Here is an 11,716-nt window from a genome sequence, read left to right as displayed (position 1 = left end):
TGCGCTCAACCGCGCGCCGCGATCTGTGCCCGTGCGCGCGCATATTGGGCGCAATCCAGCAACAGCGCAGTGGCGTCGTCCCGGTCGACCGCCCTAGAGAACAGATAGCCCTGGCCGAGCGTGCAACCGGCATCCTGCAGCTGCTGCGCCTGGTCTTCGGTCTCGACGCCTTCCGCGACGATCCGAACCCCCAGCTTGTCGGCGATGCGGACCAGCCCCTCGACGATCGTCATGCTGACGCTGTCGGCCGCGAGGTGGTCGACGAACGCCTTGTCGATCTTGATGATGTCGACCGGCACGGTCAGCAGGTGTGTCAGCGAGGCGAACCCGGTGCCGAAATCGTCCAACGCGATGCGCATCCCCCGCTCGCGCAGCGCGCGGATCGCCTCCTGAACGGCTTGGTCGCCGTCACCCATATAGACGGACTCGGTCACCTCGAGGATGACGTGGTCGAGCGGCACGCCGGCGCGCTCGAACGCGGTGACTAGGACGCCCTCCAGCGTGCCCCCGCTCAGATCGGCCGACGACACGTTGATCCCGACATGCTGGAACGGGATACCCAGGTCGAGCCAGCGCCGCAGGTCGGCCGCGACCAGCGATACCACGCGCGCGGTCAGCGCGGTCGCAACGTGCACGTCGGTGGTGGCGGCGTGAAACGCCGATGCCGGGACGATGGTGTCGCCGACGCGCATCCGGCACAATGCCTCCAGCCCGACGATCTCGCGCGTGTCGAACCGGAAGATCGGCTGGTAATGCACGTCGATCCGGTCGTCGCGCAGCGCGGCGCCGACGTCGCGGATCGCACCCAGACGCCGCGTCATCGTCGACCGCAAGCCGGGCCAGTAGCGCACGAAGCCGCCGCGGCCGGTCTCCTTGGCATGATACAGCGCGAAATCGGCATTCTGACGGACCCGGTCGGCGACGAAATCCTCTGCCGACAGCACCGCGCCGCCGATCGTCGCGCGCGGGACGATGATCTGGCCGCCACAGTCCGCCGGCGGGGCAAGCGCGACCAGGATCCGCGCCGCGACGCCATCCAGGTCGCGCAACGTCTCGGCCGATTCGATGATGATCGCGAACTCGTCGCCGCCGATGCGAAAGGTGCGCGCCGGGTGCACCGCGGCGGCAATCCGGCGGCCGGCGATCTGCAACAGCCGGTCCCCGGCGCGGTGCCCGAACGTGTCGTTGGTCACCTTCAAATTGTCGAGATCGAGCACGAACAGCGCCCAGCTGCCGGGCTCGTCGCATTTGAGTTCAGGCAGCGCGTCGTTGAAGGCGGCGCGATTGGGCAGCCTGGTCAGCGCATCGGTGTTCGCGCGCCGTTCCCGCTCGATCACGCGCTGGTGCCGCTCGATCGCGATCTGGCACAGATAGACGCAGTTGCGCACGACATCGCGTTCGAACGCGGAGGGGCCGCGACGCGCGCGGCAATAGAAGGCGATGGTCGCGACGGTGACGCCGTCGGCGTCGACGATCGGGCTCGGCCAACACACGTGCAACCCATGCGATGCCGCCAGCGGACGAAGCGCGGCCCAGCGCGGATCGGTCTCGATGTCGCCGACCACGACCTTGGCACCGGATGGTGCGGTGCAGTCGCCCGCCTTTGCCAGCGGTTCGACGGAGAGGCCGTCGAGCGCCCGGACGTCCCGCAGCGCCAGGCTGGGTGCGGCAAGCGGATGCAGGCAGCCATCGGCGTCGACCGTCAGCACCGAACAGATCACGTCGGGCAGCAATCGCTCGAATTCGATGCACAGCCGCACGCACGTGGCCGCCAGCGTATCGCCCTTCGCGATCATCCCCAGGATCGCGTTCTGAAAGAGCAACAAGGCGCCGCCTGCATCGACGGTGCCTGGCTGGTCGTATCCGGATCTGTCCATGGCGGTACGATGCATCCGCGATCTTTAGATATCGTTTATATTTGTCTTCGCAGCATTGTGGGCAGAAAACACGGGTGAACCGACGGTCAATTCGGCAATAAATCCGTATCGGTTTCAAAAATAACGGTTTTGCAATGAACTGATACTGGAGGCCAATTGTCCAGAGAGAAATGGTTGTCTTTCCATAGTCGTTTCGGGCCGCCGAGTCAGGCGAAATACCCCGTTCCGAGGGTAAGAAGCCCCAGGCCGATCGACAGCGGCAGCCTCAGCCGCAGCCACCACGCCGGGCAGAGTCCCGCCGCGCGCAACCGATAGTCGACTCCCAGCGAGCCGAGCAGTGCAAGGCCGAGCAGCGCCAGCGACGGCCCGGGCCAGCGATCGCCGAACGCCCAGGGCAGGGCGGACAGCAGCGCGATCAGCGACGGCACGACCGCCGCGACCCACACCCAGCGCGGCACCGCCGTGCGCGCCTGCGCGGCAAGCCCCCACCACATCCCACCCAGAAAGCTGAGGATCAGCGCGGCATAGGCATAGGCGAGCGCCAGTGCGGTGAACCGCCCTTCGGGTTCCCCCGCAGCGACGCCGATGAACGCCAGCAACTGCGGGATCAGCCCGGCCAGCCCCAACCACAGCGGTAGCGGCGGCACCACCTTTGCGGCGCGGTGGTCATCCATGATCGTCTCCCTTTGCCTGGAGCTGGAGCATGCGGCGCGGTGCTTGCCCCAAACCGAATGCGTGGTTAGCCCTGAGCGACATTGTGGGGAAGATGGCATGATCGGACTGACGAAACGCGGATTCATTGGTGCGCTGATGGCGAGCGCCGCGGTACCGGTATTGGGGCAGGGGTCACCGGCCTCCGACGATGCGCGGCTGCTGGCGTTCCTTGACTCGGCGTTCGACGCGCAGGTCGCGCTCAGCCCCGAAACGCAGACCGGTCTCGGCCTCAAGACCAATTACGACCGGCTCGACGATTACACCGATGCCGGCGCTCGCCGACGCCTCGCGCTCGAACAGGCGCAGCTTGCGGAAATGAAGCGCAATTTCGCCCCCGACCGGCTCGGCGCCGGCGCGCGGCTCAGCTATCGGCTGTTCGAGGATCAGGTCGCCACCGACGCGCGCCAGTTCGCGTTTCGCGACTATGCCTTCCCGGTCTCGACCAACGGCAGCCCGGCGGGCGACATCCCCGTCTTCCTGATCAACCAGCACCGCGTCGATACCGTCGCCGATGCGCGCGCCTATGTCGCGCGCCTTCGCGACAGCCTGCGCGTGATGCGCGAGATCGCCGCGACGATGCACGCGCAGGCGGCCAAGGGCATCGTCCCGCCCAAGATGGTGTTCGCGCCCGCGCGCAGCGACGCGCGTCAGGTCATCACCGGCGCGCCGTTCGATACCGCCGCCGACAGCACGATCCTCGCCGACTTCAAGGCGAAACTCGCCAAGCTGACCGCGCCTGCGGACGTCAAGGCGCAGCTGCTCGCCGACGCGGTCGCCGCGCTCAAGGGGCCGTTCCGCGAAGGCTTCGACGTGCTGTTCGCCGCGCTCGATGCGATCGAGCCGCAGGCCAAGGGCAATGACGGCGCGTGGAGCCTGCCGGGCGGCGACGCCTATTACCAGGCGCGGCTCGCCTATTACACGACCACCGATCTGACCGCCGATCAGATCCACCAGCTGGGGCTCGATCAAGTCAAGGCGATCCATGCCGAGATGCAGGCGGTGATGACGCGGATCGGGTTCAAGGGCAGCCTCCAGGACCTGTTCGTCAGCCTGCGCACCGATCCGAAGTTCAAATATCCGAATACCAACGCCGGACGGCAGCAATATCTGACCGACGCGCGCGCCGCGATCGCGCAGACCATGGCGGCGGCACCGCGCTTCTTCCGTCGCCTGCCCAAGGCGCCGCTCGAGGTCCGCGCGGTCGAAGCATGGCGACAGGAGACCGCGTCGGTCGCCTTCTACAACCAGCCCGCGCCCGACGGCTCGCGGCCCGGGATCTTCTACGTCAATCTCGCCGACATGAATCAAGTTCAGAAGCCGCAGGTCGAGGGCATCGCGCATCACGAGGGCGCACCGGGCCACCACTTCCAGATCGCCCGCGCGCAGGAACTCACCGACGTGCCGAAGTTCCGGCGGTTCGGCTATTACGGCGCCTATACGGAGGGATGGGGGCTCTATTCCGAACGCCTCGCCAAGGAGATGGGGGCGTATTCCGATCCCTATTCGGAGATCGGCATGCTCTCGCTGCAGGTCTGGCGCGCGTGCCGGCTGGTGCTCGACACCGGCATGCACGCCAAGCGCTGGAGTCGTGATCAGGCGATCGCCTATTTCACCGCGAACGCGCCCTTGTCGGCCCGCGACGTGACCAAGGAGGTCGACCGCTACATCAACAATCCGGGCCAGGCGACCAGCTACATGGTCGGCCAGCTGCGCATCGCCGCGCTGCGGAAAAAGGCGGAAGCCGCGCTGGGGGCGAAGTTCGACTTGCCCGATTTCCACGAAGTCGTGCTCGCCTCGGGCGCGCTGCCGCTCGGGGTGCTGGAGGAACAGGTCGATGCGTGGATCGCGGGGGTGAAGCGGGGGTAATCGATCGGAACGGCGGAAGGCACCACCCCGGCGAAGGCCGGGGCCCAATTGGGGGGACAGAGGTAACGACGGACATGCCGCCGTTACATAGACCTCTCCAATTGGGCCCCGGCCTTCGCCGGGGTGGATATTTCTTATTTGGCGGCCACATCCTCCGCATCGAACTCTGAAAACGCATCCCGAACCGCCGCTGCAGCCGCATCATCCGCGACCTCGACCGACACCAGCACCTGCCCGTTCAGCGCCGCGTCGTCGCGCCGTTCCGGGCTCGGCTCGGCCGCCTTCTCGTCTGATCCGGCGATTTCCTCGCCCGCGGTATTCTCGTCACCCGCCGCGGTGACCAGGATCTTCGCGCGATCCAGCCCCCGGTCCTGGACCAGCCGCTCGATGGTCAGCTCGGCCTCGCGGCGCGTGTCGAAGGTCGCGGTCAATGTCGTCGCCATGTGATACTCCAGAAAAATGGGCAGGGCGGCGCGATGCCGACCTGCCCATCTGTAACGTCGGGCGCCCGCGATGGATGCCGTGACGTCGCCTCTACTTTGCCATCACCGCCGACTGATCCACCGGCACCACCGGCAACAGCACCGCGCTCCCCTGCGCCCCGCCGCGCATGATCGTCACCGTCGCCGCCTTATAGTCCGACTTCTTCGCCAGGAAGATGTTGGGCACGAAGGTCTGGGGGTTGCGGTCATAGAGCGGGAATTGGCTAGACTGGATCTGCACCATGATCTTGTGGCCCGGCTGGAACACATGGTTCACCGTCGGCAGGCGGAATTTGTATTCCTGCACCTTGCCCGCCGGAATCGCGGTCGGTTTGGCGAAGCTGTTGCGATAGCGGCCACGGAAGATGTCCATGCTGATCGGCAGCTCGTATCCGCCCATCTTCGGCTCGCTGGCGTTCTCCGCTGGATAGACGTCGATCACCTTGACCACGAAATCGCCGTCGGTGCCCGTCGTCTTGGCGAAGATGTCCGCCATCGGCGCGCCCGACACCCGCACCGGCGCGGTCAGTGCCTCGGTCGTGTAGGTCATCACGTCGGGCCGCCCGTCGACCCCGCGCTGGTCGCTGACCAGCCAGTCACCCCAGCGCCCATCGCCGAAATTCACCGGCCGCGGCAGATGCGGCACCGGCTTGGACGGATCCGAGACATAGCTGTCGCCCCCCGCGGCCGCCTGCCCGAAGCCGAGCGCACCGCCCGCCTGCAGATAGATCGGCTTCAGCGGCGCCGCGCAACCCGTCTCGCACGCCAGCGGCCAGCTTGCGAACTTGTCCCAATGATTCTCGCCGGTGTTGTAGATCGTCGCCGCGGGCAGCGTGACCGCCGGGCCGTCCTTCAGATACTGGTTGAAATAGGGCAGGATCATCTCTTCGCGGAACTGCTCCGCGGTGTCGCCATTCCACTCGAACGGCCCCAGGCTCCGCCCTTCGCGGTTGACCTGGCTGTGCCGCCACGGCCCCATCACGAGGTGGTTGTTGCCAAGCTTGCCCTTGGCCTTCAGCGCCTCCCACGATGTGATCGCGCCGTACATGTCCTCCTGGTCCCACAGCCCCTGTTCCCAGATCGTCGGCACGTTCGAGGGATTGGCGGCGAGGAGCTTGTCGAGCGCCTGACCCTGCCAGAACGCGTCATACGCCGGGTGCGCCACCATCCGCTGCCAATAGGGCAGCTGGTCGTACCCGGACTTCTTCGCCCAGTCCCCGGCCGAACCCACGTCGCGGAAATTCTCGTAATCGTCGTAGCCGCCGGTCGGCGGCGCGGTGCCGGCGCCCTTGTAGCCGGTCTGGCTGCCCAGCCAGGCGATGTTGGCGAGGCGGAACGCGCCGTAATGGAACCAGTCGTCGCCCATCCAGCCGTCGATCATCGGGCTCTCCGGCGCCGCGACCTTCAGCGCGGGGTGCGGGTTGAGCAGCGCCATCACCACCGTGAAGCCTTCGTAGGACGACCCGATCATGCCGACGCGGCCGTTCGATTCCGGCAGGTTCGTCTTGTTCACCAGCCAATCGATCGTGTCATACGCGTCGGTGACGTGATCGACCTTGGTCGGGTTGAGCGACCCGATCACCGGACGCGTGACGACATAGTCGCCTTCCGACCCGTATTTGCCGCGGATGTCCTGATAGACGCGGATATAGCCGGCCTTGACGAACATCTCGTCGGCCAGCGGCAGCGTCGCCAAGATGCTCGAACTGTCGGACCGGTTCGCCCGGCCCTTGGCGTTGTACGGCGTCCGCGTCAGCACGATCGGCGCGTTGGTCACGCCCTTCGGATAGACTATCACGGTGTAGAGCTTGGTCCCGTCGCGCATCGGCACCATCACTTCGCGCTTCACATAGTCGCGGGCTTCGATCGGCGGGACGAACTTGGCGGGGATATCGCCGCCGACGGGCGCGGTCGAGGTCTGGGCAGACGCCGTTGCGGCAAGCGCGATCGAGGCGAGAAGAGCGAATTTCAGGTTCATGCAGCAAAGCTCCGAAGACGATGGCGCGAAGCTAGGCGCAATCGAGGCCCGGGGGCAATCGCGATCCTTGGCAGATTGATATCGCTGCGTAATAATCGTGCGGACGGGGCAGGGGGACACAGCATGCGACGACGATCCAAGGGATCCTGGCGACCGATCATCCAGGCGCTGCCGATGCTGGTCACCGGCTACCTCGTCACCATCCTGCTGTGCGCCGCGCTGTTCGCAGGGTTCGAAGGCAAGCCGATCGACGTCGGCCTGTGGTGGTCGTTCGTGACCGCGATGACGATCGGCTATGGCGACATCTTCCCGGTCGCGGCTGGCGGCAAGATCGTCGCGGTCGCGCTGATGCACGTCGTGCCGCTGTTCCTGGTGCCGCTGATCACCGCGAAGATGGCGGCGAAGATGATCGTCGACAGCGACGCCTTCACCCATGCCGAACAGGAAGAGATCAAGCAGACGCTGGCGCGGATCGAGGCGCGGCTCGGCGACGGACGCTAGGCGTCGTCGCCTCAGCCCGCGAACGCGATCTCCATCGGCGCGAGCCCCGCGATCGTCGCGCGCACGCGCTGCCCCGCACGGATCGGTCCGACGCCCGCGGGCGTGCCGGTGAAGATCAGGTCGCCGGGTGCCAGTTCGACATAGGTCGACAGCACCGCGATCACCTCGGCCACGCGCCAAATCATCATCGACAGATCGCCCGACTGCCGCGTCTCGCCGTCCACGGTCAGCGCGATCGCGCCCGTTTCCGGCGGCATGCCCGGCGTCAGCGCACCGATCGGCGCCGAGCGGTCGAACCCCTTGGCCATGTCCCATGGGCGACCCGCCTTCTTCGCGACTGCTTGCAGGTCGCGTCGCGTCAGGTCGATTCCGACCGCGCTGCCGTAGACCAGCCCGAGCGCGTCCTTCGCATCGACATCCGTCCCGCCCGCACCGAGCGCAACAACCAGTTCGACCTCGTGATGCAGATCGTCGGTACGCACCGGAAAGGGCAGGGTGGCGCCGCTCTCGACCACCGCGTCGGCGGGTTTCATGAAGAAGAACGGCTGTTGCCGGTCGGGATCGTTGCCCATCTCGCGCGCGTGATCGGCATAATTCTGCCCGACGCAGAATATCCGCCGCACCGGGAACCGCTCGGTCGATCCGGCGATGGCGACGGTGGGGGCGACGACGGTCGGGAACATGGGCGATCTCCTTGGAACCACGCGCGATTGCACCCGCGCCCAGCGCTTTGCAATCGGCCGCCGACGGAACGTCGCCCCGCGCGACGGGTTACCCCTGCGAGTTACCGGAGACACTGCATGCCCAACCCGCCCGTCCGCTACGACCCGTCGGTCGAGACGGTCGCCCCCGACGAGGCCGAGACGATCGCGGGCCTGAACGAGAGCTTCCAGGAGATCCTCGACACCACCTCGAAGGATTATGGCCACGCGGTCCGCGCGGTCCATGCCAAGGCGCACGGCATCGCGCGCGGCACGCTGACGGTCGGGCACCTGCCGCCCCAGTTCGCGCAGGGGTTCTTCGCCGCGCCCGGCACGCATGAGGCGGTGATCCGCCTCTCGACCAACGCGGGCGACATCCTTGACGACAGCGTCAGCCTGCCGCGCGGTCTCGCGTTGAAGATCCTCGGCGTCCACGGCGCACGGCTGTCGGGATCGGAAGAGTCGACCAACCAGGATTTCATCATGGTCAACGGCCCGGCCTTCTCCGCGCCCGACGCCAAGGCGTTCGCCAAGAATCTGAAGCTGCTGGTCAAGACCACCGACCGGTTCGAGGGCGTCAAGAAGGCGATGTCTGCGACCTTCCGCGTCGTCGAATCCGCGCTTGAAGCCGTCGGCGGCGAATCCGCGACGCTCAAGACGCTCGGCGGCGCGCCGCCCGTCCACCCGATGGGTGAGACCTATTACACGCAGACCCCGTTCCGCTACGGCGACCATATCGCCAAGATCGCACTCTTCCCCGTATCGCCCGAACTGACCCGGTTGACCGGCACGCTCGTCGACGTCACCACGCGCCCCGATGCGCTCCGCGAAGTGGTGCGCGATGCGATGATCGAACATGGCGGCACCTGGGAACTCCGCGTCCAGCTCAATACCGACCTGGCGAGCATGCCGATCGAAGACCCGAGCGTAGTCTGGGACGCGCAGGAAAGCCCGTTCGTCACTGTCGCGACGCTCACCATCCCGCCGCAGCTCAGCTGGGAGGCCGGCACGACCGAACGTACCGACGATGCGCTCGTCTACAGCGTCTGGGACGGCGTCGCCGCGCACCAGCCGCTTGGCGGCATCAACCGCGCGCGGCAAAGCCCGTACGAACTCTCGTCCAACTTCCGTGGCCAGTTCAATGGCTGCCCCGTCCACCAGCCCCGGAGCCTGACCGATCTTGTCTGACCCCTGTTCTCTGAAACTCTTCCACGTCAGCGACGTCCATTTCGGCGCCGAAGACCCGGCCGCGATCGCGTGGTTCTCCCGGCTTGTGACGGAGGAGAAGCCCGACGCCGTGATCATGACCGGCGACCTGACGATGCGCGCCACCAAGGACGAGTTCCAGCGGGGCGGCGACTGGCTTCGCTCGCTCGGCGTGCCGGTCACGCTTGAGGTCGGCAACCACGACATCCCCTATTATTGGGACCCGTTCCGCCGCTTCTTCGCGCCCTATCAACGCTACGCCGCGGTCGAGACGATGATCGAGAAACCGCTCGACCTGCCCGGCACGACGATCGTGCCGCTCAAGACCACCGCACGCGCGCAGTGGCGGTTGAACTGGTCGAAGGGGCGAGTGAGCCCCGGCTCGCTGCAACGCGCGCTGGCGATGATCGCGGACGTGCCAAAGGGAAACCTCATCTTCGTCGCCGCGCATCATCCGCTGATCGAGGGCGGCACCACCGGCACCGCGCGCACGCGCCACGGCGACAGCGCACTCACCGCGCTCGCCGAAGCGGGCGCGCATGCGGTGCTGTCAGGACACGTCCACGATCCGTTCGATATTCCGATCGATCGCGCGAGGCGCGTCGTGCGCATGATCGGCGCCGGAACGCTGTCCAAGCGGACCCGCGGCAGCCCGCCGGCGTTCAACGAGATCCGCGTAAAGGGCGGCAGCTTCGAGACTCTCGCGCGGACCCTGTCGCCGGAACCGAAACACGTGATCAAGGGCTAAACGCGCGCCGCGTGACCCTCAACCGGCGATCTGCAACGGATCGCGCTCGCGCATCGTCTTCTGCACCATGTACCGAAATTTCTTCCGGATGCCGTCGCATTGCGAGACGGTGATGTCGCCAGTCTGCTCGATCGCATGGACCGCACAGCCCCCGCCGCACAGGAAGAGATGGCTGCACGTCTGGCACTTGGGCATCGCCGGCGCGGTCCGGTCGTGCCAGCGGCGCACGGCGTTCATCCGCCAGTCGATCGGGCCGTTGCCGAACGTCCCGATCCACGAATGCTCTTCGCCGATCCCTTCCCAGCACGAATAGATCCGGTCGTCCGGGCAATAGACGTACATCCCCGACGTCGCCGAACAGAAATGCGCGCGCCGCGCGAGCGGCGCCCCGGTGTCCAGCGCATCGACATAATTGCTGCGCAACCCGCTGGTGAAACAGTCTAGCTCCGCGTCCGGCAGCGTTTTCGACACCGCCTCATACTGCTTGATCGTCGCATAATCCTTGCCGTCGCCGGAATGGTTCATCGAGATCAGGTTGGCGTGGAAGCTGACATTGGCGCGTCCGATAATCCCGTACTCTTCCAGTAGCGCATGCAACGCGGTGGCGTGCGCCATGTTGCCCGAATCATAGTTCATCCGAATGTCGATGTTGAACCCCGGGATGCCCTTGGCGCTATCGATATTCGCGATGATCCGGTCGAAGTTCGCGCCGCCGCCCTTTAGCGGGCGCATCCGGTCATGGATCGCGGCGGGGCCGTCCAGCGAGATCTGCACGCGCTGGATACCGCCCGCGCCGAGCAGATGGCGATAGGCGCCCAGATCATAGCCGTTGGAGACTGCGCTGACGGTCATGCTGCGTGCTCGTGCCCGCTCGACGATGTCGGTGACGACGTCCAGGTTGCGCGCCCATAGCGGCTCGCCGCCGAACAACGTGATATGGTTCGCGATCGAATCGTTGAACGGCAGCAGATCGTCGAACGACGTGAAGATATGCGCCACCTGCGCGCGCGTCATGTGCGCGGCGCGCGTCGGCATCTGCCCCGAATCGATCCGCGCCTGCAGCGGCGCTTCGAAGCAATAGGTGCAACGGAAATTGCAGTCCATCGACGGGCAGATGACGATCTTGGCCTTCTTGCGATGCACCCCGTCCATCATCGACCACGCCTCGAGCGCCTGGAACCGCTGCTGCTCGGGATCGAGATCGGTCAGGTGGCCACGCGCGACGAGCGTGGCCAGGCTGTCCGATCCCATATCCGCGAATGCTGCGCCTGCCGAGGGTGGCACCCGGTCGATCGCCCCGGTCAACGAGTTGATCCAGACGCGATAGCCGTCGCATTCGACGTCGATCGTATATTGCGACTTGCGCAGCATGGCAGCGTCTCCGGGTTTGGGATTGATGACGACGCGGGGCTCAGGCCTTGGCGCCGCAGACATTGTCCGCGCCGCACAGCCACTGGTCCGGCGCATCCGACGTCCCCTCGAACCCGAGTGCCGCCAACGCTGCCTCCTTCGAGACCGGGTCGGCGCCGCCGACCGAGCCCGCGCGATTGAGCGACTGGACGTGATCGAGGACTATCGACTGAATCTTCTTCAGTTCGCTGTCGGGTAGCTTCGCGTCGGTATCTTTCGCCATGATCTGATCC

Annotated in this window: 11 protein-coding genes; 4 read left to right on the top strand and 7 right to left on the bottom strand. The window is 66.3% G+C overall.

Features of this window, described 5'->3' with window-relative positions; genetic code table 11:
* Positions 1 to 5: 5 nt before the first annotated feature.
* Together U1701_RS16180 and U1701_RS16175 are read right to left on the bottom strand one after the other, a co-directional pair.
* Positions 6 to 1,877, bottom strand: coding sequence for a sensor domain-containing phosphodiesterase (locus tag U1701_RS16180; RefSeq protein ID WP_332783610.1), 1,872 nt, complete (start codon positions 1,875 to 1,877; stop codon positions 6 to 8).
* Positions 1,878 to 2,083: 206 nt separating this feature from the next.
* A complete protein-coding gene (locus tag U1701_RS16175) occupies positions 2,084 to 2,551 on the bottom strand; it encodes a DUF3429 domain-containing protein (protein WP_332783609.1) in 468 nt (155 codons plus the stop codon).
* A gap of 106 nt (positions 2,552 to 2,657) precedes the next feature.
* Here U1701_RS16175 and U1701_RS16170 point away from each other — a divergent pair, with 106 nt between their 5' ends.
* Positions 2,658 to 4,457 (top strand): DUF885 domain-containing protein, encoded by a 1,800-nt coding sequence (locus tag U1701_RS16170; protein WP_443026081.1) that lies wholly within the window; start codon positions 2,658 to 2,660, stop codon positions 4,455 to 4,457.
* 134 nt (positions 4,458 to 4,591) lie between these two features.
* On the opposite strand, the gene U1701_RS16165 is transcribed toward U1701_RS16170, so the two are convergent.
* Positions 4,592 to 4,900, bottom strand: a complete 309-nt coding sequence (locus U1701_RS16165; protein WP_332783608.1) for a hypothetical protein — start codon at positions 4,898 to 4,900, stop codon at positions 4,592 to 4,594.
* A 91-nt stretch (positions 4,901 to 4,991) separates the two neighbouring features.
* Entirely contained in the window at positions 4,992 to 6,917 is a 1,926-nt protein-coding gene (locus tag U1701_RS16160; RefSeq protein ID WP_332783607.1) for a CocE/NonD family hydrolase, read from the bottom strand.
* 123 nt (positions 6,918 to 7,040) lie between these two features.
* Here U1701_RS16160 and U1701_RS16155 point away from each other — a divergent pair, with 123 nt between their 5' ends.
* Positions 7,041 to 7,418 (top strand): potassium channel family protein, encoded by a 378-nt coding sequence (locus U1701_RS16155; protein ID WP_332783606.1) that lies wholly within the window; start codon positions 7,041 to 7,043, stop codon positions 7,416 to 7,418.
* A gap of 11 nt (positions 7,419 to 7,429) precedes the next feature.
* Here U1701_RS16155 and U1701_RS16150 read toward each other — a convergent pair whose 3' ends face one another.
* Positions 7,430 to 8,101 carry a fumarylacetoacetate hydrolase family protein gene (locus tag U1701_RS16150; RefSeq protein ID WP_332783605.1) on the bottom strand — a complete coding sequence of 224 codons (672 nt, stop codon included), beginning with the start codon at positions 8,099 to 8,101 and terminating at the stop codon, positions 7,430 to 7,432.
* Positions 8,102 to 8,218: 117 nt separating this feature from the next.
* On the opposite strand from U1701_RS16150, the gene U1701_RS16145 reads away from it, so the two are divergent.
* Positions 8,219 to 9,307 carry a catalase family protein gene (locus U1701_RS16145; RefSeq protein ID WP_332783604.1) on the top strand — a complete coding sequence of 363 codons (1,089 nt, stop codon included), beginning with the start codon at positions 8,219 to 8,221 and terminating at the stop codon, positions 9,305 to 9,307.
* Positions 9,300 to 10,073: a metallophosphoesterase family protein gene (locus tag U1701_RS16140; protein WP_332783603.1), complete on the top strand. Its 774-nt coding sequence runs from the start codon at positions 9,300 to 9,302 to the stop codon at positions 10,071 to 10,073. The genes U1701_RS16145 and U1701_RS16140 overlap by 8 nt, the downstream gene beginning before the upstream one ends.
* 18 nt (positions 10,074 to 10,091) lie before the next feature.
* Here U1701_RS16140 and U1701_RS16135 read toward each other — a convergent pair whose 3' ends face one another.
* Together U1701_RS16135 and U1701_RS16130 are read right to left on the bottom strand one after the other, a co-directional pair.
* Positions 10,092 to 11,444, bottom strand: coding sequence for a radical SAM/SPASM domain-containing protein (locus U1701_RS16135; RefSeq protein ID WP_332783602.1), 1,353 nt, complete (start codon positions 11,442 to 11,444; stop codon positions 10,092 to 10,094).
* Between the two features lie 40 nt (positions 11,445 to 11,484).
* Positions 11,485 to 11,706 (bottom strand): hypothetical protein, encoded by a 222-nt coding sequence (locus tag U1701_RS16130; RefSeq protein ID WP_332783601.1) that lies wholly within the window; start codon positions 11,704 to 11,706, stop codon positions 11,485 to 11,487.
* Between the last annotated feature and the right edge of the window lie 10 nt (positions 11,707 to 11,716).

The organism is Sphingomonas rhamnosi (genome assembly GCF_036663615.1).
In the GTDB taxonomy this organism is placed as follows: domain Bacteria; phylum Pseudomonadota; class Alphaproteobacteria; order Sphingomonadales; family Sphingomonadaceae; genus Sphingomonas.
This window is presented reverse-complemented; position numbering and strand designations above follow the sequence as displayed.